This window comes from Gammaproteobacteria bacterium, assembly GCA_013817245.1.
Lineage (GTDB): Bacteria > Pseudomonadota > Gammaproteobacteria > HTCC5015 > HTCC5015 > JACDDA01.
The window spans coordinates 35,337-57,751 of sequence record JACDDA010000004.1 but is presented as its reverse complement, the minus strand read 5'-3'; the positions used below and the strand labels follow the sequence as shown (position 1 = coordinate 57,751).

The 22,415-nt window shown below is 40.9% G+C and carries 25 protein-coding genes; 16 read left to right on the top strand and 9 right to left on the bottom strand.

The window, feature by feature from the left end:
- Positions 1–54 precede the first annotated feature (54 nt).
- From H0W44_06095 to H0W44_06050, 10 genes are all read left to right on the top strand, one after another.
- Complete coding sequence (locus H0W44_06095; protein ID MBA3582011.1) at positions 55–693, top strand: DUF4142 domain-containing protein; 639 nt, start codon at positions 55–57, stop codon at positions 691–693.
- A gap of 364 nt (positions 694–1,057) precedes the next feature.
- Entirely contained in the window at positions 1,058–1,906 is an 849-nt protein-coding gene (locus H0W44_06090; protein ID MBA3582010.1) for a hypothetical protein, read from the top strand.
- A gap of 311 nt (positions 1,907–2,217) precedes the next feature.
- The gene (locus H0W44_06085; GenBank protein ID MBA3582009.1) at positions 2,218–2,778 is read left to right on the top strand and encodes a hemerythrin domain-containing protein; all 561 of its coding nucleotides are present in this window, start codon (positions 2,218–2,220) and stop codon (positions 2,776–2,778) included.
- A 26-nt stretch (positions 2,779–2,804) separates the two neighbouring features.
- Positions 2,805–3,338: a pyridoxamine 5'-phosphate oxidase family protein gene (locus tag H0W44_06080; GenBank protein MBA3582008.1), complete on the top strand. Its 534-nt coding sequence runs from the start codon at positions 2,805–2,807 to the stop codon at positions 3,336–3,338.
- A gap of 37 nt (positions 3,339–3,375) precedes the next feature.
- Positions 3,376–3,534 carry a DUF3309 domain-containing protein gene (locus tag H0W44_06075; GenBank protein MBA3582007.1) on the top strand — a complete coding sequence of 53 codons (159 nt, stop codon included), beginning with the start codon at positions 3,376–3,378 and terminating at the stop codon, positions 3,532–3,534.
- A 10-nt stretch (positions 3,535–3,544) separates the two neighbouring features.
- Positions 3,545–4,873: a sorbosone dehydrogenase family protein gene (locus H0W44_06070; protein ID MBA3582006.1), complete on the top strand. Its 1,329-nt coding sequence runs from the start codon at positions 3,545–3,547 to the stop codon at positions 4,871–4,873.
- The gene (cls, locus tag H0W44_06065; protein ID MBA3582005.1) at positions 4,873–6,279 is read left to right on the top strand and encodes a cardiolipin synthase; all 1,407 of its coding nucleotides are present in this window, start codon (positions 4,873–4,875) and stop codon (positions 6,277–6,279) included. The genes H0W44_06070 and cls overlap by 1 nt, the downstream gene beginning before the upstream one ends.
- A 170-nt stretch (positions 6,280–6,449) precedes the next feature.
- The gene (locus H0W44_06060; protein MBA3582004.1) at positions 6,450–7,061 is read left to right on the top strand and encodes a LemA family protein; all 612 of its coding nucleotides are present in this window, start codon (positions 6,450–6,452) and stop codon (positions 7,059–7,061) included.
- A gap of 40 nt (positions 7,062–7,101) precedes the next feature.
- On the top strand, positions 7,102–7,968 hold the full coding sequence (locus tag H0W44_06055) for a YgcG family protein (GenBank protein MBA3582003.1): 867 nt from the start codon (positions 7,102–7,104) through the stop codon (positions 7,966–7,968).
- Positions 7,969–7,970: 2 nt separating this feature from the next.
- Positions 7,971–8,486 (top strand): TPM domain-containing protein, encoded by a 516-nt coding sequence (locus tag H0W44_06050; GenBank protein MBA3582002.1) that lies wholly within the window; start codon positions 7,971–7,973, stop codon positions 8,484–8,486.
- A gap of 388 nt (positions 8,487–8,874) precedes the next feature.
- Here H0W44_06050 and H0W44_06045 read toward each other — a convergent pair whose 3' ends face one another.
- The 7 genes from H0W44_06045 to H0W44_06015 all read right to left on the bottom strand — a co-directional run bounded on the left by H0W44_06045 (position 8,875) and on the right by H0W44_06015 (position 16,216).
- Positions 8,875–9,600 (bottom strand): Crp/Fnr family transcriptional regulator, encoded by a 726-nt coding sequence (locus tag H0W44_06045; GenBank protein MBA3582001.1) that lies wholly within the window; start codon positions 9,598–9,600, stop codon positions 8,875–8,877.
- 2 nt (positions 9,601–9,602) lie between these two features.
- On the bottom strand, positions 9,603–10,448 hold the full coding sequence (locus H0W44_06040) for a response regulator (protein MBA3582000.1): 846 nt from the start codon (positions 10,446–10,448) through the stop codon (positions 9,603–9,605).
- A complete protein-coding gene (locus H0W44_06035; protein MBA3581999.1) occupies positions 10,442–11,893 on the bottom strand; it encodes a response regulator in 1,452 nt (483 codons plus the stop codon). The genes H0W44_06040 and H0W44_06035 overlap by 7 nt, the downstream gene beginning before the upstream one ends.
- Positions 11,894–12,412: 519 nt before the next feature.
- Positions 12,413–14,509 carry a PAS domain S-box protein gene (locus tag H0W44_06030; GenBank protein MBA3581998.1) on the bottom strand — a complete coding sequence of 699 codons (2,097 nt, stop codon included), beginning with the start codon at positions 14,507–14,509 and terminating at the stop codon, positions 12,413–12,415.
- 205 nt (positions 14,510–14,714) lie between these two features.
- Positions 14,715–15,128, bottom strand: a complete 414-nt coding sequence (locus H0W44_06025; GenBank protein ID MBA3581997.1) for a hypothetical protein — start codon at positions 15,126–15,128, stop codon at positions 14,715–14,717.
- Positions 15,129–15,184: 56 nt separating this feature from the next.
- Complete coding sequence (locus H0W44_06020) at positions 15,185–15,757, bottom strand: NAD(P)H-dependent oxidoreductase (GenBank protein MBA3581996.1); 573 nt, start codon at positions 15,755–15,757, stop codon at positions 15,185–15,187.
- Between the two features lie 45 nt (positions 15,758–15,802).
- A complete protein-coding gene (locus H0W44_06015; protein ID MBA3581995.1) occupies positions 15,803–16,216 on the bottom strand; it encodes a DUF2177 family protein in 414 nt (137 codons plus the stop codon).
- Between the two features lie 181 nt (positions 16,217–16,397).
- On the opposite strand from H0W44_06015, the gene H0W44_06010 reads away from it, so the two are divergent.
- The gene (locus H0W44_06010) at positions 16,398–16,718 is read left to right on the top strand and encodes a BON domain-containing protein (protein ID MBA3581994.1); all 321 of its coding nucleotides are present in this window, start codon (positions 16,398–16,400) and stop codon (positions 16,716–16,718) included.
- Between the two features lie 106 nt (positions 16,719–16,824).
- On the top strand, positions 16,825–17,403 hold the full coding sequence (locus H0W44_06005) for a bacterioferritin (protein MBA3581993.1): 579 nt from the start codon (positions 16,825–16,827) through the stop codon (positions 17,401–17,403).
- 349 nt (positions 17,404–17,752) lie between these two features.
- On the opposite strand, the gene H0W44_06000 is transcribed toward H0W44_06005, so the two are convergent.
- Entirely contained in the window at positions 17,753–18,241 is a 489-nt protein-coding gene (locus H0W44_06000) for a DUF883 domain-containing protein (GenBank protein MBA3581992.1), read from the bottom strand.
- A gap of 369 nt (positions 18,242–18,610) precedes the next feature.
- On the opposite strand from H0W44_06000, the gene H0W44_05995 reads away from it, so the two are divergent.
- Positions 18,611–19,201 carry a porin family protein gene (locus H0W44_05995; protein ID MBA3581991.1) on the top strand — a complete coding sequence of 197 codons (591 nt, stop codon included), beginning with the start codon at positions 18,611–18,613 and terminating at the stop codon, positions 19,199–19,201.
- Between the two features lie 103 nt (positions 19,202–19,304).
- Here H0W44_05995 and H0W44_05990 read toward each other — a convergent pair whose 3' ends face one another.
- The gene (locus tag H0W44_05990; GenBank protein MBA3581990.1) at positions 19,305–20,063 is read right to left on the bottom strand and encodes a Crp/Fnr family transcriptional regulator; all 759 of its coding nucleotides are present in this window, start codon (positions 20,061–20,063) and stop codon (positions 19,305–19,307) included.
- A 339-nt stretch (positions 20,064–20,402) separates the two neighbouring features.
- On the opposite strand from H0W44_05990, the gene H0W44_05985 reads away from it, so the two are divergent.
- The 3 genes from H0W44_05985 to H0W44_05975 all read left to right on the top strand — a co-directional run bounded on the left by H0W44_05985 (position 20,403) and on the right by H0W44_05975 (position 22,393).
- Positions 20,403–20,753 (top strand): DUF4398 domain-containing protein, encoded by a 351-nt coding sequence (locus tag H0W44_05985; protein MBA3581989.1) that lies wholly within the window; start codon positions 20,403–20,405, stop codon positions 20,751–20,753.
- The gene (locus H0W44_05980; GenBank protein ID MBA3581988.1) at positions 20,750–21,709 is read left to right on the top strand and encodes an OmpA family protein; all 960 of its coding nucleotides are present in this window, start codon (positions 20,750–20,752) and stop codon (positions 21,707–21,709) included. Before H0W44_05985 ends, H0W44_05980 begins: the two co-directional genes overlap by 4 nt.
- A 165-nt stretch (positions 21,710–21,874) precedes the next feature.
- Positions 21,875–22,393 (top strand): hypothetical protein, encoded by a 519-nt coding sequence (locus tag H0W44_05975; GenBank protein ID MBA3581987.1) that lies wholly within the window; start codon positions 21,875–21,877, stop codon positions 22,391–22,393.
- The last annotated feature ends 22 nt before the right edge of the window (positions 22,394–22,415 follow it).

Here is a 22,415-nt window from a genome sequence, read left to right as displayed (position 1 = left end):
CAAATATTTAAAAAACGAAGAAATTAATTTCACAACATCTTTAGGAGTTATTTTATGAAAAGATTTATTCGAAAGAGTTCTTTTATTCTGTGTATTGCTACCACTTCTATGGCCGGTTATGTATTTGCCGATATGCTAGATAAAAGCAGCGACGCCAACAGTAGCCGTACTAACAATACAGGCGTTACTAATAGCAATAGCGGCCCCAATAACACCGGTAGCAACGTTAACAATAATATGAAAGCTTCCAAAGCTCCAGCCCTGTCAGCAAACGATAAAATGTTTTTTGAAAAAGCCGCACAAATTGGTCTTTATGAAGTTAAAGCAGGCAACGTTGCTGTCACGCGTGGTGTTAATGCCGAAACTAAATCGTTTGGAAAAATGATGACCACTGACCATGCCGACAACAATAACGAGTTAAAAGCGTTAGCGATGAAAAAATCAGTGACCTTACCTACTGCCTTAGATGATAAACATCAAAAAATGTTGGAAAAACTTCAAAAAGAAGACGCAAAAGATTTTGATGATAACTATGCAGATAACATGGTAAAAGGTCATAAAGATGCAATAGAGTTATGTGAAACTACAGCAAAAGATACCAAAGATGCTGATATTCGCGCCTTTGCAAATAAAACCTTACCGGTTCTAAGAAAGCATTTGCAAGCAGCAGAAAATTTAGATAAAAAAATGTAATCCATCTGAATTTTCATGCGGTTTTTAACCGAAGCTGGCGAAATAACTTTTTGCCAGCTTTTTTATTGCCAGATGCAATAACTAATAAAACTTAGATATACATTGATTTTTAAATAAATTTAACATCAAAAAAATAATATTCCTTATGAAGTTCATTCAGATCTTTGCCCCCCGTTTTTCTGGTAATGCTGACACCTGCTTACGTGCGGCAGCGCACTGACCTTTACACCCACAATTTTTAGTATGCCTATGTGAAATTTATTTTATTCCTCCGCCCATGCGGACCCTATTAACCTTAATTAAGAGCACATTTATGAACATAGTTGCTAACGAACATAATACCCCTACTAATACCACCCGAAATCTGATTAATGAAGAACACGGCGTTTGTTGGAGTGCTGTTTTTGCAGGCGCGGCCACAGCGGCGGCCTTAACGTTAATTTTATTTCTGCTTGGAACGGGCTTAGGTTTGTCTGCCATATCCCCTTGGAAACATGAAGGCATTAGTGCTGCCACTTTTAGCGTTTCCGTAATTTTGTGGATTACTTTAACGCAATTAATTGTTTCAGCCTTAGGTGGTTATCTTGCCGGTCGTTTAAGAAACCGTTGGACGTCTATTCATGTAGACGAAGTCTTTTTTCGTGATACTGCGCATGGCTTTTTAACCTGGGCTATAGCGACATTAGCAACTGCGGCTTTATTGACCTCCGTCATTGGCTCCATCGTGAGTGGCGGCGTACAAGCTGGCGCTTCTGTAGTAGGCGGTGCTGCCAAAACAGCTACTCATGTTATGAGCACAGTTGGTTCAGAAATGCAGGAAGGCAATAATGACAATAATTCAATGGGTTATTTTGTCGACTCATTATTTCGTCAAGACACTAAGGCTTCCGTTAATACTCCCGTTGATCATTCTAAAGAAGTAACTCGCATTTTCACCAACAGCATTAATAGCGGTGAACTATCAAATGCAGATACTCGTTATGTAGGTCAATTGGTTGCGCAGCGCACTAGCCTATCGCAAGAACAAGCCGAACAACGCGTTAGCGCCACTTACACGCGGATTCAAGAAATGTTAACCAGTGCAAAAGAAGCAGCTGATAAAGCACGTAAAGCATCTGCTTATGCTGCATTGTGGTTTTTCGTTGCTTTATTAATTGGGGCATTTAGTGCCAGTTTGGCCGCTACTTGGGGCGGTCGTCATCGCGATCTTTAATTTCTAATTAACCTGTAAAGAGAGGATATAACCATGCGTTCATTATTATTGCTTTTTTTGGGGATCCCTATTCCTATTATTATATTAATTGCTTTATTTACTTAATCCAGAAAGAACTTTTTTAAATGAAGCAACCATCGTTAAGCGTTTTATAAGAAATATATGGTAACTTAACGATGGTTTTAAATTTAAAAACAAACAATATTTTAAAAATATTTAATTTAAAACTTAATAATTTATTACCATCAATATTAAAGAGGAAACAATAAATGGCCATTAGCAAAAAGAAAGTAAACAGCAAAAAGAAAGCAATGAGCAAAAAATCACCTGCCCGCAAATCAAAGAGCGCACCTAGAGGCTCAAAGGCAGCACCAAAAGCTCAAGAAGCCATCGCTTTATTGCGTGCAGACCATAAAAAGGTAAGTGATTTATTTGCCGCCTTCGAAACCACTCGTTCTGACACAAAGAAGAAAAAATTAGTAGATCAAATTTGCATGGAATTAACGGTGCATGCACAAATTGAAGAAGAAATTTTTTATCCTGCCGTAAAAGCGGCATTAAAAGATAAAGAGCTTATTCCAGAAGCTACAGTTGAACATGCCACCGTAAAAGATCTTATTGCCCAAGTTGAAGGCGTTGAACCGAATGGTGAAATGTACGATGCAAAAATCAAGGTACTGTCTGAATACGTAAAACATCACGTCAAAGAAGAACACAACGAAATGTTCCCAAAAGCAAAAGCAACTAAGTTGGATATGGTTGAACTGGGACGAAAAATGGCAGAACGCAAAGCTGAGTTATTATCAGAATATCCTTCAGATAAAAACTCAAAATCGCGCGGCACACTTTCATCATTCTTCAATAAAGCATAATTTTTTTGATAAAAACCAGAAGAAGAATGATGAAAATAGAAACTCAAAATAATGCTGAGCTAATCCACCTAGGCAAGCTGATTGAAAATATTTCAGTCGCCATGTTCACTACTCTAGATGATAAGGGTGCATTGGTTAGTCGACCAATGTCACCCTTACAAATGGATGAAACCGGTGCTTTATGGTTTTCTATTGATATCAAGTCAGCAAAATTAGAAAATTTACGTTTAATCAATTTAAGTTTTGCTGACATATCACGTTCTACATTCGTTTCTTTATCGGGATATGGAGAGGTTACTACTGATCGAACGAAAATCGATGAGTTATGGACGCCTTTTCTTAGACCCTGGTTTCCGCAAGGACCTGATTCGCCTAATTTAGGTTTATTAAAATTCTTAGCGGATACCGGCGAATATTGGGATGCAGCTCATAGTAAAATGATTCAAATGTTTACGATGGCGGCTTCTATTATCGCAGCTAACCCTATTGGTATGGGCGAACATGAAACGCTAACAAACTTAGCGTTAATACATCGCCATAAAAACCATCACGTGCAATAAAAAAGTTCTATTCATTTATTAATATTAGGAGATCATCATGTCTGTCGGAACTATTATTTTAGTTGTTTTAATTTTGTTATTAATTGGCGCTATTCCTACTTGGTCACATAGCAGAAGTTGGGGATATGCTCCCAGCGGTGTTTTAGGTTTGGTGCTTATTGTTGTGTTAATTTTAGTTATGACGGGACGTTTCTAAAACATTCGCGATGAAAACAATTTTATATCCCAGCTTATTGGTTTTATGGATTTGGGTTTTAATCGCCTGTGGTAATGAAATAGAGAAGCCCGTGCCAATTAGCACGGGCCCTCACCCTGTATTACCGGCTGCCGAAACCAATCTTATTCCTACCGTAAATATTGCAAATGCGATCGGCTGGCCAAAAGATGTACTTCCACAAGCGGCGACTGGTTTGCAAGTAAACGCTTTCGCACGAGATTTCGATCATCCACGCTGGTTATATGTATTGCCTAATGGCGATGTCTTAGTAGCTGAAACGAATGCACCGGCTAAAAAAGCCAGTGTTAAGAAATTTTTTATGAATTTAGCTATGAAAAAAGCAGGCGCTAGCGTCCCCAGCGCTAATCGTATCAGTTTACTGCGCGATACCGACAATGATGGCATTGCGGATTTTCGTTCGGTATTGTTGCAAGATTTAAATTCCCCTTTTGGTATGGCGCTAATAGAAAATACACTCTATGTAGCTAACACAGATGCAATTGTAAAATTCCCCTATCAATCCGGTGATACTGTCATTACCGCACCAGGGGTTAAAGTAATTGACTTACCTGCTGAACCTATCAATCATCATTGGACTAAAAATATAATTGCTAATGCCGATGGCACCACGCTGTATGTAACCATTGGTTCGAACAGTAACATCGGCGAAAATGGAATGGCGGCTGAATCGGAGCGCGCAGCAATTTGGCAAGTGAATCTTAAAACTGGCAAACATCAAATTTTTGCGAGCGGCTTACGTAATCCCAATGGTTTAGCGTGGGAACCCTCTAGCAAAACATTATGGACAGTAGTGAATGAACGTGATGGCTTAGGCAATGATTTAGTACCTGATTATTTAACCTCAGTGCGCGAAGGCGGATTTTATGGTTGGCCCTATAGTTATTATGGTCAACATGTTGATACACGAGTGAGCCCCCAACGCCCCGCACTGGTGGCGCAAGCGCTTCGACCTGATTACGCTTTAGGTTCCCACGTGGCACCATTAGGTTTAACATCCTCTGTCGGCGCAACCTTACCTGCGCCATTTACAAATGGCATGTTTGTTGGTCAACATGGTTCATGGAATCGCAAACCTCACAGTGGATACAACGTGGTTTTTATACCGTTTAATAATGCTCAAGCCCCTGCTCAACCGAGCGGCACACCCATAGAAGTATTAAGCGGCTTTTTAAGTAAAAAAGGGGAAGCGTACGGCCGCCCTGTCGGTGTGGTTATCGATAAAAAAGGCGCCTTATTAGTTGCAGACGATGTTGGCAATATAATCTGGCGTGTTGCAACTGCTGGAAATACTCAATAATGTTGTTTTTGCGTACTGTCTTTTCTTCAATATTGGTTATAAGTTTAGCTTTCATTACTTTAGTGAGCTGCAAAACTCTGCCGGTTTTTGCGGCTGAGAAAACGACTAGTACCACTACCCCCCGCTTTGCTATTCAATTAGAAAACTCACAGGGAGTTTTATCCAATACCGAAAGTAAACAGATTCTAAAAAATTTAAAGAATCCTAAACAAGATACCAATATTTTTACTCATCATCTTGCATTAGAAGACTCGGTGGCTGATAGTCCACTGGTTGCGGGCAATAAAGTGGTTTTACTGCAAGATGGCCCTGCCACTTATCAAGCCATGCTTAGCGCCATTAAAGCCGCTAAAGATCATATCAATATGGAAACTTACATTTTCGAAGCAGACGATGTAGGAAAACTGTTTGCTCAAGCCTTAATCGAAAAACAAAAAGCCGGCGTACAAGTTAATCTTATTTATGATGACGTGGGTAGCCTTTATACTTCTGATGATTTTTTTAAAGACTTAAGTGATCATGGCATCAAGGTATTAGAATTTAATCCGATCAATCCTACCGAACTTCGAAAAGACTTTGAATGGAATCAGCGTAATCATCGTAAGTTATTGATCGTTGATGGCCACACAGCTTTTTTAGGCGGCATTAATATTAGCAGTGTCTATTCCGGCAGCTCTTTTAAACGTGCTTCTCGGACTAAAAATAATAATAACAAAACAGCATGGCGTGATACTGACGTACAAATACAAGGCCCCGTAGTTGCAGAATTTCAAAAACTTTTTCTCACTGCTTGGAAAAAGCAGCATGGCGCTCCGCTGTCGCAAAAAAATTATTTTCCGCCGCTTGAAAATGTAGGTGATGAAGTCGTCCGTGCTATTGGCAGCTCGCCCGAAGAACCCTATAGCCTTATTTATGCAACATTGATATCTGCGATTGATAATGCAAAAACCACTATCTATATTGCGAATGCTTATTTTATTCCAGACCCTCAATTATTGCTGCGCTTACAAACTGCTGCACGCCGTGGCGTTGACGTACGATTAATATTGCCCAGTAAAACGGATTCATGGTTAGCCTTTCATGCTGGCCGCAGTTATTACACAAAACTTTTACAAGCCGGCGTCAAAATTTATGAACTTCAAGACGTAGTCTTGCATTCCAAAACCGTACTTATTGATGGCGTATGGACTACTATTGGTTCAACTAATTTAGATTGGCGTAGTTTCGTCCATAACTTTGAACTCACCGCTGTTATCTTAGGCGCAGACTTTGGTGCGCAAACTCAGAAAATGTTTATGAAGGACCTTCGCTATTCCAAAGAGGTTCTGTTAAAAGAATGGCAAAACCGACCCATTCATAGTCGGATCAAAGAATACTTCGCGTCGATTTGGGCCTATTGGCTGTAATGAGCGCCAACGTACAGAGTGTTAAGTATTTGCAGCTTAAAGTCATGCACATAAAATAACCTAGCTTTGATGTTCACACATTATATTCACGTACAGATGTACTTAAATTCTGTAGTCAAAATGTGATATTTTTAGGATTCTTTAGCACCTCATTCATTCGGAGAAAAAACATGTCCAAACTTTTAGCCTGCCTGACCATGCTGTTTTTAAGCTTGACCTTATCAGGTTGTGGCTACAATAATTTTCAACGCGGCGATGAACAAATTACCGCCAGCTGGTCTGAAGTGTTAAACCAATATCAACGTCGAGCAGATTTGATTCCCAATTTAGTAAATACCGTTAAAGGTTTTGCAGCTCAAGAAAAAGATGTGCTGTTAGGCGTAACCAATGCGCGTGCAAAAGTAGGCAGCATTCAAGCAACGCCAGAACTGGTTAACAATCCACAAGCCTTTGCTAAATTCCAAGCAGCACAAGGTGAATTGTCTAGCGCCTTGTCGCGTTTGCTGGTCGTATCGGAAAACTACCCACAATTAAAATCCGATGCTAATTTTCGTGATTTACAAGCGCAACTCGAAGGCACTGAAAATCGAATTACCGTAGCGCGTAATCGTTACATTACTGCCGTGCAAGAATATAACGTCACTGTACGTTCGTTTCCTTCGAACTTAACGGCGATGATTTTTGGCTACAAAGCCAAACCGAACTTCACAGTAGAAAACGAAAAAGAAATTGCCAAACCCCCTACTGTTGATTTTAATTCTGCGGCGCCTAGTATTCAGTAATCTCGCAGCCAATTAAACATCCTTTTCAGTGAGCTCTTTAATGCGCGCCAGCCTATCCATCAAAACATTATTGTTTATAGCAATGTTAGGCTGGCCTTGGCTAGTCAATGCCCAAGACGCTTTGCAGGCTATTCCTGCTTTCAATGCCCGCGTTATTGATCAGACCAATACGCTGAACGCACAGCAAAAAAATCAGTTAGAACAAACATTAGAAGCTTTTGAAAACAAAAAAGGCAGTCAAGTAGCGGTGTTAATTATTCCTACAACCGCACCCGAAACCATTGAACAATATAGTTTGCGAGTCGTCGATCAATGGAAATTAGGCCGTAAAAAAATTGAGGACGGCGCACTTCTAATCATTGCAAAAAATGATCGCGCACTGCGTATAGAGGCAGGCTATGGTTTAGAAGGCGCTTTAAATGATGCGACCAGTAAACGCATTATCAGTGACATTATTACACCGCATTTTCAGCAAGGGGATTTTTATAGCGGCATTGCCGCTGGTGTTGAACAAATGATGCGTGTTATCGACGGCGAACCTTTGCCGCCAGCTGCGAATACACGAGCAAATAACAAAACTAAGATTCAATCTTATGTGCCTATCATTTTTATGATTGCACTTATATTAGGCGGCGCATTACGTTCATTACTCGGTAGATTTTTTGGTTCACTACTCACGGGCGGTGCGGTTGCGTTAGTAGCATGGTTCTTCGCGGGCGCTATATCCATTGCCGTGATCGCCGGTGTCATTGCCTTGTTATTTACCTTACTGGGTGGTGGTATGGGCGGTGGCATGGCCGGCGGTTTAGGTCGTGGTGGATTCGGCCGAGGCGGTTTTGGCGGCGGTGGTGGTTTTGGTGGAGGCGGCGGCGGTTTTGGCGGCGGCGGCGCATCGGGACGGTGGTAATGATGAATATTAAACGTATCTTTACACATTTATGCGCTATGAATTGGCGCGTTAAACGCGCTTTCCCTGCGGCTACTTTGTTAGCCATTGAACACGCGATTAAAGCGAGTGAGATCGCGCACACGGGTGAAATTCGTTTCGTGGTAGAAAATGCCTTGGATGGCGCACCTCTGTTCCAAGGCCAAACCGCACGCGAACGCGCGATTGATGTTTTTTCGCAATTACGTATTTGGGATACTGAACATAATAATGGTGTGCTGATTTATTTATTACTCGCGGATCGTGACGTAGAAATCATTGCCGATCGCGGTATTCATAGCGCTGTGGGTGCCGCTGCTTGGGAAACTATTTGTCAGACGATGGAAGTTAATTTTAGACAAAATGCTTATCAGAGCGGTGTTATTATTGGGATCGAAGCGATAACAGCGCAACTGGTTCACCATTTTCCTGCGGCTAAAACAACTGCAGGTCTCAACGCTAATCCCAATGAATTGTCTGATACGCCTGTCGTGTTATAAGGCTCAGCTGCCCTTTTAATAACGCCAAATGAAACTGCCTTCTGTGGGTAGCGCTTTGCTCAACCCACGCTACATCTGTTTTTTTGTATTGAGTCAAATGTAGCCCGGATGAGCGCAGCGTAATCTGGGAGGGGGTTTTAATTCCTCATCATTTGATGCGTAAGCAATCCGCGATATTGTGAAGAACGTTCCCGGATTGCGCCGAATAAATTCGGCTTCATCCAGGCTACATCTGCTTTTTTGCATTGAGTAAAATGTAGCCAGATGAGCGCAAGGATGATAACTTTTCATAAGCCTCATCTTCACGGAAAGTGTTGCACTTGTGTATTGAGTCTAAGCAGACACTTTATTATGATTTTGAAGAACGATCTCACACAAAATTAATGATTTAATCAACATCACTTAATAAACGATGCATTTCTTTTTTCACCGCGTCATAACATTCACAAGCACGACTTTCCAAACCCTTTCGATCCAATAACGAAATATGCCCGCGTCGATATTGAATAAAGCCGGCTTGCTGCAATTTTCTCGCGGCTTCTGTTACGCCTTCACGGCGTACGCCTAACATGCTCGCGATCAGTTCTTGCGTCATCACCACTTCTGTTGAAGGCAAGCGATCAATCGTGAGTAATAACCAACGGCAGAGTTGTTGTTCAATAGCATGATGACGATTACACACCGCTGTTTGCATCATTTGTGTCATTAACGCCTGCGTATAACGCAATAACATGCGGTGCAATATTTCATGGCGTTCAAATTCTTGTTTGAAGATGTGTCGATCTAATCGATACGCATGTCCCGCGCTCACTACCACCGCAGAACTTGGCATCGTATCACCACCCATAAATATAGTAACGCCCACTACCCCTTCATTACCTACGCCTGCGCTTTCGGCAGAAGCGCCCGACTCAGTAATATAATGTAAGGACACAATAGCCGTAGTTGGAAAATAAGCGTGTTGTAATTTTTCGCCCGGGTCATACAGAATCTGACCCAAGGGCATCGCTACCCATTCCAAATGCGGCGTTAATCTTTTTAAATCTTCAGCTGTTAAAGCTGCAAGCAAACTATTCTGCTGTGGACTGGGTTGTGAACTACGTATGATAGCCATCATTAACCCTTATTATTTTTTAGGTTATGTTTACTCGTAATCTCCACGCCGATCCCGCGATAACCAATAAAGCGTGAAAACCGATTAAACATGGGTTCACCGCTGACGCGAAACTGTTGCGCCATGCCATTCGGGTTTTTGTAATTAACTAAAAAATCTAAAAATGGCTCGCGCGCGGCAATTTTTTCTTGTAACACTTTACGCTCGCTTTCATTACAACCCGCCTGTTGTTCTTCATCTGTATCGTTAATTAAAGGATCAACGCGAATGCCGAGCATTTCTAGCACGGGGCCAGACATTTTTATGAAGTTGCCATTTTCATCTTGTTCCCAATACCAATCCGAGGCCAACTCCGTGAGACTACGATAACGTGCTTCGCTCTCACGTAATTCTGCGGTTCTTTCCGCCACGGTTTCTTCTAACACTTGGTTATAATTTTCTAATTTTTTATACAACAAGCGCACTTCTAACATATTATAAATACGCGTTTTAACTTCGACCAAATCAAAGGGCTTGCTAATAAAATCTTTAGCGCCCGACTGCAAAGCGCGTAATTTATGGGCTGGTTGCGCAGTTAACACAATCACCGGCAAATAACTATCTGCAGCATTGGTATCTAAGCCAGCCATGACTTCAAAACCATCCATAATGGGCATCTGCAAATCCAGCAAAATTAAGTCATAGTGATTTTTTCGATGCAAAGCGCAAACTTCTTGCGGATTCATCGTAGAACTCACTTGCACATAACCTGCTTCTTCCAGTAACTGTTCTAATAATTGAACGTTCGGCTTTTGATCATCAACGATCAAAATACTGGCGTTAAGAATATCTTCATTAGTTATTACCATGCTTTCTCCACGGGACTGTTGGTGGCTCGGGTTTCTGCAACTTTTAATGCTAAATCAATCGTGTCCATAAAAGAATTAACCATAATAGGCTTAGTTAAATAACGGAAAAAACCCGCTTTTAAACCTTTTTCAATATCTCGCGGCATTGCATTAGCGCTGACCGCAATGACGGGAATATGCATCGTCAGCGGATCATCTTGCAAAATTTGCAAGGCTTTAACGCCTGTAATACCCGGTAAATTAATATCCATCAAAATAATGTCGGGTTGTTCAGTGCGTGCCATTTCAATTCCTTGAATACCATCCCGTGCACTAATTAAACGTAAATCCAAACGACGGGCAACCAGGTCCTCTATCAACATCAGGTTTGCAGGATTATCTTCCACATACAGTAAAGTCCGTTTTTTCATATTAGCATCCACTGGTGTCACTATTTTTTTAACGGTATCGTTAGGTGCGAACACAGGTAGCGCTGCTTCAGTTGATTTTAACTCTACCCAAAATACACTACCTTCGCCTACCATGCTGTCTGCGCCAATCGTACCTTCCATTAATTCGATTAAGCGTTTACTTAACACTAGGCCAATACCCGTGCCTTCGGTCGCCTTAATTTCTTGGCCTAAACGATTAAAAGGTTGAAATAGTTGCGCCGTTTGTTCTGGCGATAAACCTTCGCCGGTATCTTTGATTGAAATATGAATATATCCCGGCGCACACTCTTTACAGTCCACGATTACCTTGCCGCCGATGACATTGTATTTAATGGCATTAGTTAATAAATTAATAATGACTTGTTTTAAGCGCGTGCGATCCGCGTGTACTGTGTATGAAACATACGCGGGAGGGAAACTTAGAATGATGTCACGCTCAAGAGCCTTTGGCTCTACCATCATGCGGCATTCTTGCAACACGTCATTTAAAGCCATGGGTTCACATGACACTGACAAACGTCCTGATTCAATTAATGCCAAATCTAAAATTTCATTAATTAAATCTAATAAATACCACCCGGATTGCAAGATCTGATCGAGGCTGCGTTTTTGTGCAGCTGAAGGCTCAGGTGTACCGGAATCTATCAATTGAGCAAATCCCAAAATGGCACTTAAGGGTGTGCGTAATTCGTGGCTCATGCTGGATAAGAATTCTGATTTCGCCAAATTCGCTTTTTCCGCGACAGCAATCATTTTTTGTAATTGCTGATTGCTGCGTTCTTGCGATGCTAATAATTCTTGTGTTTTCAAGAACACTAAATTTTTTATTCGATGCTGTGATTGCTGATAAACAAAATACACGAATACAACAGCGATAACGAATGCAAATACACTGCCGACCACAATAAATATAAACAACAAACGCATTTCAGCTTGGAATTTGGCATCTCGGCGTATCACTAATTCTTCTTGATACTGCATAAAAGCTTGCATTTCAAAGTGAATGCGACTCATCAACTGTTGATTCTGCTCGCTCTCTATTTCTAGAATGGCTGGCAGCGTTTGATTGTTTTGTAAAAAATCTATGATCTGCTTCATTTTGGCTTTTTTTATTTCGATCAAGGCCGTCACTGCATTCAAATTCGCGGGATCGTTATTATTTTTGGTAACGACTCGCAAGCTTTTTAAAAGTCGGCGAATATTTTCGCGCGCTGCGATATAGTTAGACAGAAAATGAGGATCTTGTAACAGGACATAAGCGCGCTCAGGTTCAGATATTTGTACTTCTAATAATAGTTTATTGGCAGTAGTAAGCACTATATAGGTTTGCTGACGTGCATCTGCTGCGTGTTGAATTTGCCTAAACGTCCAAAACGCACCTAAAGAAACTATCAATGCGGCTACGCTGATAAATCCAACCACTCTATACCCGGATCCGGATGGCGCCTTCTTCATATACTGCCGTCCTTTACGTCACGATATAAAGACAGAGGCTTTATATTTAAAATAAATAATCGTTTCATTATAAATTTTTTATACTTTTTGATCGGTTGAAGTCGAATCTTTATTGGCTAATTTTGTGCGCGCATGTTTCAAGGTAAGGTCTACGATTTCCATAAACTGATCCAATACAATAGGCTTGGTTAGATAACGAAAAAAACCTGCTTGCAAGCCTTTTTCAATATCACCGGACATAGCATTGGCACTGAGTGCTACTACTGGAATATGAGCCGTAAGAGGATCATTCCTTAGAATCTGTAGCGCATTAACGCCATTAATACCCGGCAAATTGATATCCATTAAAATCATATCAGGCTGAGCATTACGCGCAAGCGCAATGCCTGCATGGCCATCAAGCGTACTGATGAGATTTAAATCGGCACGACGGGCAATCAGGTTTTCTACCAACATTAAATTTGCTGCGTTATCTTCTACGTATAAGATGGTAGGGGATTTTTTTTCGACTTTGACAGATTCGGCATTATCCATAAGATTCTCGGTAGATATAGCATTTGATAAAGATTGCGCGCTTAATTTAAATTCTACCCAGAAGGTACTACCCTTGCCTACGGTACTTTCTACGCCAATAGTGCCGCCCATTAATTCAATCAAACGCTTGCTCAAGACTAAACCGATACCAGTGCCTTCTTCGCAACCCAATTCTTGGCCCAAACGATTAAACGGTTGAAATAGTTGAGCCATTTTTTCGGGCGGCAAACCTTCGCCACTATCAGAAATACAAATACGAATGAAACCAAGTTTGCTTGTGGCGTAATGGACATTAACCGTACCGCCAGCAATATTATATTTAATTGCGTTGGATAATAAGTTGATGATCACTTGTTTGGTACGCGTACGATCGGCATGTAGGACGTGTTCAGTCGCTCTTTGCTCAAAAGATAATGTAATGCCACGGCGCTCTGCTTGTGGTTCTATCATCATTTCACATTCGCACATTACTTCCTCTAGCAAGATGGGCTCTAGCAATAAAGATAATTTTCCAGACTCAATCAAGGCTAGATCTAAAATTTCATTAATTAAATCCAGCAAATACCAACCGGCTTGTAAGATTTGATCAACGCTGCTTTTCTGTGCGGGTGTAGGTGGCGGCGTTGCTGAATCTATTAATTGCGCAAAGCCTAGAATCGCGCTCAGCGGCGTGCGTAATTCATGGCTCATGCTAGATAAAAATTCCGACTTTGCTCGATTCGCTTTTTCAGCTTCTGTCCAGGCTTGTTGTAATTCAATATTATTTTTCAGCAAGGCTTCACGCGCTTCTTTATATTCAGTGACATCGCGTGCTGAGGCGTACAATAATTGATCTTCAACTACTACTGTGGTGCTCCATAACAACCAGCGATAAGATCCGTCTTTACAAAGATAACGATTTTCATAGAGCTGTTTATCAGTAACAGGAACCGCAATCAATTTTTGAATATGGTTTAGAGTATCTTCTCTGTCCTCCGGATATATAGATTCAATTATTGGTTTAGCCATAATTTCCTCACAGCTAAAACCTAGCGTTTTTTCCCAAGCGCTATTTAAAGATTTAAAATAACCATCAAAACTCGCAATACATAAGAGGTCTTGTGACACGGAAAAAAATCGTTTGCTGTCTTCCTCTACACGTTTACGCGAAGAGTTATCTATGCCCATTAATAAATAACCGATCACTTCATTATGTTGATCGCGTAATGCCGTCACCGACCACATAGCTGGAAGACGGCGACCTTCTTTGTCCACAAAACTCAGTTCATACTTATCTTCAAGGTCGCGCGCAGCTTTAAATATTAAAGCTTCAAACCCCGGTGCAATAGAAGTGCCAAATTCTAAACTGAGTGCTTGAGCACGATTAATTAATTCCACAGGATCAGCCAAAGCAGCGGGCGTAATAGCATTCAGCACTTCTGTGGCTTGATAACCTAACATGCACTCGGCGCCTGCATTAAAAACCTGCACGACTCCTTGTTGGTCGGTAGCGATCAGCGCGAAATGAGGATTGGTAAGCAGTTGGGTTTGCAATACGCCTGTTTTTAATAATTTTTTTGCATCATCGGCAACCAGAGACATGGCTTGCGAACTTAACGGGGAGGTATTTATATCTAAAGTCTGGGCCTTTTCATCAATCATAAACAGCCCTGCTTCCTATTGGGATAAAACCAAATAATATGAATGGCGTGTTATCAGCTATCAACAAAAAAGAGATTGGATATCACACTCGATTTTATTGCGTTATTTTAGGCGGATCGCAAGACGCTAAAATCATGTGCGATTGCGCACACGCAGTATGTGCGGTACAGCACACAGCGCATAATATAGAGTTTCCCTGTCCGAGTTATGCTAGATCACGAAAGTGACTTGCGCGTTCGACCAAATGATTCATCTGTGCGGCCGCTCGTACTGTAAGTGGATGATGCGTCGCGCCCACGCGCGGCGAGATATAACTGGCCATCTCTCTCACTTGCTGCAATTGCTCGATAGAGGCGTCGCTTAATAGACTGATTAGCAAATTTTCCAAGGCAATCACCCGTACACGCAATTGGACTAATTCCGCATGAGTTAAGGCAGGCACTTCACTATATATACCGCTAGGCGTTTCACCCTGTATTTCATTGGGCGTTTCACCCTGTATTTCATTGGGTGTGCGATCTGGTTGCACGGCTACGGAACCGCCTTCATCATCCCAGCGAGATAAGGCTTTTTCCCGGGTTTGCACAGGATCTAACACCGGAGGATTTTTATTGCTCATAGCATAGTCTCCAAAAATATAACAATAAATAAAATGCGGGCATGACTGATAATAGATTATTTAGCATCCGTCCGCGCTGTAGAAGCATGTTGTTTTATCCATGCTACGTATGGATTCATCCAGTCTTGTAAAAATTTCTGATTTTTTTCGGCAAGCTCACCCTGCGCATCAAAAAAATCTTTTTGAATATGCACGTAAACTTCTGGTAAACCTAAAGTAGGCATATCTAAATACGATAAAACATTACGTAAATGTTGTTGCGCCAAGGCAGTGCCCATAGCACCTATAGAAGCGCCGACGATACCCGCCGGTTTACCCGTCCATACACTTTTTCCATACGGACGCGAGCCATGATCCATCGCGTTTTTTAATACGCCGGGGATCGAACGGTTATATTCGGGCGTTACAAATAATAAGCCGTCCGCGGCTAATATTTCTTTTTTTAAACGTTGTACTGTAGCAGCAGGATTTTCATCATCGTCTTGATTATAAAGAGGCAAATCTGCTATTGAAATAAAATTAAATGAAAACTCAGGAGGCGCTAATTTTATCAAGGCTTGCGCTAATTTTTGATTATAAGATTGTTTACGTAAGCTGCCCACTATTACCGCAATATCATATGTACTCACAAATAATTTCCTTAGTTAGTTTTACGTACTTAAATTTAAGAAAAATTATCTAATGGCTGTAGCAAACCATTCCCACGCAGATCTGCCCGCGACGGCTGAGATTCCGCTAACAAAAGTTCCCCAAGCGATATCTACTACTGTCAGGCTAATGGGCCAATTTTTTAAGGTGGCCAGATTAGTCAAATCATAAGTAGCGTAAGCAAAAAATCCGAAAAGCGCGGCGGTAACAAACGTCGTTGACCATGAATTAATAGCGCCATGAGGCGCTACGGCGAAGATCAACAAACCGACGGAAAAAATCGCGTAAAACAGAAACGCTACAAAAAAATTAGGCCGCGCGGCCATTAAGTGACCCATGCTATTTTGATAAAAAGATTTGGCGATATAACCCAACCATATAAAATCCAGCAAAAACATTACAATTAAAATAACGCTATATACGACAACATACTTAAACATAGCTAACTCCAATTATTGATCGCAATTGAGCTAGCAATATCAGCTCATTCCTTAATGTATAAATTATCTTAAATAAAATCGCGTGGGTCGTATGTGCGCTTGCGCACTGACTTTAAATGGCGCTCATAGCACATTGCACTACGAAAACCTCGTATCTCTCTCAATCATAAAGGATCTTCTTATGAATTTTAAAACCTTATTAGTCTCCGCTGTTATTGGCACTAGCAGTTTATTTTTTGTAGCCTGCGCACATCATGACGGTCATGAAAGAACGGGGCGTGAAGTAGTTACCGATTCTACGATCACAGCACAAGTTAAAGCAGCTTTGTTAGCTGAAAAAGACGTTAATTCATTTGATATTAATGTCACCGTTTTTGAAGGTAATGTGCAGTTAGCTGGTTTTGTTAATTCACAATGGCAAATCGATAAAGCTATTCAAGTTGCAAAAAATGTAAAGCACGTTAAAAACGTTAAAAGCGATATGGTCATAAAAGCAAAATAATCTTTTGACCGCATAAAGTGCTTCCCAATCGATACGGAAGCACTTTATTTTTTTCGTATTAATTAAGAAATTTTAGAATCCCCGCATCATCATTACCGGAGCTTTTATGCTTACTGAAAACGCCTTAACTGATGTAAAAACCTTACGTCTACAAGCACGCCAAAATATTGAACAAGGCGCCGTTACTTCGAGTTATTCTGCAGATCGAACCGAAGTGTTGAAATTGCTTAATGAAGCGTTAGCGACTGAGCTCGTCTGCGTGTTGCGTTATAGACGTCATCATTTTATGGCGAACGGCATTAATGCCAAAAGTATTGCCGATGAATTTATGGCGCATTCAATAGAAGAACAACTTCATGCCGATCAACTCGCTAGTCGTATCGTTCAGTTAGGAGGCGAACCCGATTTTTCGCCAGACACGCTCACTCAACGCAGTCATGCTGAATATATTACGGGAGAATCTTTAGCTGAGATGATTAAAGAAGATTTAATCGCTGAACGCATTGCCATTGATAGCTATCGTGAATTTATACAATATCTAGGTGATAAAGATTCTACAACTACTCATTTATTAAAATCAATTTTAGCGGTAGAAGAAGATCATGCAGATGAATTAGCGGGGTTATTAGCCGACTTTTCCCAATCAACGGGATCAGCTGAGCCAACTAGCGCCAATATTTTGTAAAAATACGAAATGCTTATGAAAACAAAAAGCCAGAATTTTAGTTCTGGCTTTTTTATTTGGATTACACAAAAAGCAGTGAAGACAAAAGGCTGTTCGACAAAGACGTCGCCTAAATGTAATTAAGTTGTCCGACGTTTGTGAGCAACCTATTGTTGTCACTGCTTTTCTATTATTACATGGTATTACTTGGTAGGGGCGTCATGCTATATCGCCTCCATTTTCGTAAATACTGTCCAGGGCATTTACGAGCGATATCTAGAAGAAGCATTTATACAAGCCTCCCAGGGCCGCTACTTCTAGCAAGAGCATGACGCACAACCTAACAAGTAAAACTCGCCTTGCTTGCCTATTAACGACGGCGAGCCGCTATTACACCTACTAAGCAACCTAAAGCAGCCATTACACCAATTGCTTTCCATGGATTTTCACGTACATATCCATCGGTAGCACGTGCCGTAGTACGAGCACGTTCTACAACCGCACCACTCATTTCTTGTACAGATTCTTTAGCAGAAGCAATGCGCGCATTAAGCTTTGCTTTTGCTTGCGCCCAATCTTCGCCAGTTAAAGAGGTATTAGATGTAATGAACTCTTCAATGTCAGAAATAAAGCTGTGGAATTCACCGCTTATGCCTGATTGCGCTTTATTAGCTTGGCTGCCTGCATATTGACCAGCTTTACCAGATTTACCGGCTTGGCCAGTTTGCGCACTAGCAGAATAACCTGCACTGCTACCTTGAGCATTAGCAGAAAATTCATGGCTATTTGCTCGGCTTTGACCGTTGCCGTCTTTCTTCATTGATGAATCATGATCAGAACTACCGATTTTGTTTTCCATAAAATAATACCTTTTTAGAGTGTTGTAAAAAAACATGAGTTGATTTAAAAACATAAATTATCTTTATGTCTTGTTTTTCATGCTTACTTGCAAATATATTATGAAGATGTCTATTTTGGATCGGTTCGTTATCACACTTAATAAATATTAAATTGAATAAATTTTATATTTGCGTGCAGTTCTTTATTTATTTGCATATATACCTTAATAATCAATGTCTACATACTAATATTATATTAAAAATTTTAGAAAAAAATTCTAAAAATTCCTATGAGCGACACCGCACAGACCATTTATCAAGCCTCCGCGACAATTGTTCCAAGAGTTGATTTATATCAATTCCCTTGTTAATTAACTCAGGAAATTATCATGAAAAATTTTAAAACGAAGCAAGCAAGAAACAGCGTAGTAGCTTTAGCTATTACTTCTGGCCTACTTCTTACTAGTGGCAACGTTGCTGCTGAGTCAGAATTTTCTAAGCCAGGTATTTATGCCGGTGCCGCTTACGGTTTAACTCGTGTCGACAATGAAGAGTTTGATGACGATAAAGATTCTGCTTATAAAGTTCTCATTGGCGCAAAATTTAATCGTCATATCGCGCTTGAAGCGGCTATCAATAATTACGGCTCAGCGGAAGGCCCTGGTTATTCTTCAGAATTTGAAGGTAACACCTTGGCTTTAGTAGGTATGTTTCCTATCTCAGACGTGATCGAACCGTTTATTAAAGGCGGAAAATTGTGGTGGAAAAACGATGTAGAAATACTTAACGTTGTTAACACTGAGTTTGATGGCGATGAGGTTTTTTATGGTGTAGGTGCCAACTTTAATTTTGACGAACATTTTGCACTGCGTGTAGAACTTGAACGTTATAAATTTGAGTTAAGTCAAGACGATGTGGGTAACGTAGATAACTCGACTGATCTTGACGTTGCTAGCATTGGCTTAGTAGTTAGTTTTTAATTTATAGCTAATGTGACTATTTGGCGGTTGTTTTACCATTATGGTAGCCAGCCGCCAAATTTATATAAGTGCACATTATTAATCTAAGTAATTAATAGTTATCTTAAAATTTAACATTCTCACCCAATATTTGCTCGTAATCTTCAATTGCATCTTTATAACATTCACACGCTACCGCTTCTAATCCTTTACGATTTAGTATCCTGATTTCGCCACGTTTATAATTTATTAATTTATGTTTTTGTAAAATACCTGCCGCCACAGTAATGCCGCTGCGACGAACGCCTAGCATATTTGCTAGGAATTCATGGGTTAAATGAAAGTGATCGGCAGGTGCGCGATCATGGGTCATTAATAACAAATGCGCTAAGCGCGGTTCAATTTCATGAAAATGGGTGCACGCTACTGTTTTTGATAGTTGCGCCATCAACACATATATATAACGATTTAAAATCTGTAGTAAGGCTGCATTTTCACGTAATTCATGACGCAGCTGTTCCGCGTTCATACGCAAGGCCGTACCGTTTCCTTGGACTAGCGCACGCATCGATGCTACGTTAATGCCCAATGCGAGGGTGCCCCCAAGCATTCCTTCATTACCAATCATTCCCATTTGTAAAGGAGGATGGTCACTTAGCGTTGTTACCAAAGAAATAATACTAGTGGTAGGAAAATAAACATATTGTATAAGCCGATCTTCTTCGCATAAAACCATACCAAACTCTAACTCAACAGGCTCACACTCCTGCAGTAGTTTATTACGCTCTTTATGCGGCAAGGCTTCAATTAGTCGATTAACAGGAACAGTAGTTAACACGTTACACTCCCTATTCAACACGATACGAGCATTCAAAAATGTCATATCTCCATCGTTAACCTAACTAGTTCTCCTATCGAGGTCTGTACGCTTTAATACACAAAGAAGGTTGTTTATAAAATGAGTCATCACCTAATGTAAGCGCATGGTATCGAGCAATTATTAACAACATTTCAAAATTATGGGTTAGGAAAATACGCCTTGGCCTTAACTGTCAGTTTTGAGGATGTATGTACGGCAACGCACTGAATTGCCCGCCCGTGCGTTCATACTTACATCACTACCGGACAACCGGTACTGCCAATAAACAAGGAAAATACTATGACTCACTCTACTTACAATCTGGTAAAAGTAAAAACCAGCCGGGGTTTATCTTTACCGTTAATGCTATTAACTACTGGACTATTCATCATAACTGCATGTGCTTCTTTACCTGCTCCTACTGCAGAACTAAAAGCGGCTGAAATGGCTATCGCTAATGCGGAACAAGCACGGGTGTCAGATTATGCCTCGCCTGAACTTAGCGAAGCGCGTAAAGAGCTTGCGGCTGCTAATAGCGCCGTAGAAAAAGAAGATATGGAATTAGCCAAACGTTTAGCCGAGCAAGCGCGCGTTAACGCTGAATTAGCGACCGCTAAAGCTAGCGCTGCCAAAGCTAAAGCTGTCAATGACGATATGCAAAAAAGCAATGAAACATTGAAACAAGAAATGCAACGTTCAGGAGCAAAACAATGAACTACTCACACAATCTTAAGTATTTAATCGCCCCTGCTTTATTATCTTTAGCATTAGCAGGTTGTAGCTTTAAAACTAAAAAGCCTGAAGGTTCTGAAAACGTACGCAATAAATTGACGGTATTACAAGCAGATCCGCAATTAGCAACTCGTGCGCCCGTGGCTATTAAAGAAGCTGAAGAAGCTGTCAAGCTCGCGGAAAAACCAGAAAGTGATAAAGATAAATCTAAGCATTTGGTCATGATGGCAGATCGCAAAGTTGATATTGCACGCGATCAAGCGCAAACACGTTTGTTAGAAGATCAACGCAAAGGTTTGAGCGATCAAACTCAGAAAATTCGCTTAGAAGCCCGTACTAAAGAAGCGGATCAAGCGCGCGGTGATGCTAAAAAAGCACGTGGCGAAGCAAAGATGGCGAACGAAGATGCAAATATGGCGCGTACGGATGCCAATATGGCTCGTACTGATGCCGAAATCGCCATGATGAACGCCGCTGCTATGCAAGAAGCAAATGTGGCTATGCAAGAAGCAAATGCGGGTTTGCAACAGCAACTCGCTGAGCTTAATGCTAAAACCACGGATCGCGGTTTTGTTGTGACCTTAGGCGATGTGTTATTTGCAACGGGTAAGTCAGATCTGAAAGGTGGCGCTACTAAAAATTTAGATAAGTTAGCTGCTTTTTTGGCTCAATATCCAGATCGCAATGTGACTATCGAAGGTCATACTGATGATTTAGGCAGCGATGCAACTAATCTTGCTTTATCACAACGTCGTGCGGATGCAGTAAAGTCTTATTTAGTTACACACGGTGTAGATGCAGCGCGCTTAACCGCTACTGGTAAAGGTGAAAGCACTCCGATTGCTGGCAATGATTCTGATACGGGACGCCAACAAAATCGCCGCGTTGAAGTCATTATTGCTAATACCGCAGCGCAAAACTCTGGCCAAAAGAAGTAATTAATTAAGATCAGAATAAATTAATGAGCAACACCATGAAGCCCGCCAGTAAGTATTTGGCGGGCTTTATTTATAAAATTTAGGATTATTTTTCAAGTCACAAATAATCAGACTAAGAAAATAAAGAAATGTAACGCCATCCCTCAATTGCAGGTAATTCAGATCATGATTAAAAAAATGACAAAATTATTGCTAAACGTGGTGATTGGTAAAAGCTACATTTCGGCTGTGATATTTTTTCCTCTCAATATAATTAAATTAAGGTGGCCTATCGCACAGCCGCTATCAAAGATTGTTTGTAACATTCGTGCTTTATTATCCATCACCACTTTAAATTATGGAGATTTACCATGCTTGGAGCGCTCGCAATTGTCTTATTGGCTATTTGGTTCACCGGGGTTCTTTTACCCAACTAACCGCCCCATTGTTTTATTTGTAAAAAAGCTCATCAGTGTCCGCTGTATGAGCTTTTTTTTGGCTCATGCTCAGCGCCTTTATGTCGCGGCATTCCCTACCGCTCCGGTGGAAAGTTGCGACCTGCTGCTAATGCTCCCCATTCAGCAACCTCCCCGCGCGTATTTTGAATACTTATCTCGGTTTAGGTCACGCTATACCTTATATATAGACAGGGGTTTTCAATTAAAGCCTGCCATGACGCACCCAAATGCAACAAGCTATTTATAATTGGTATAAAGGCTACAACCCC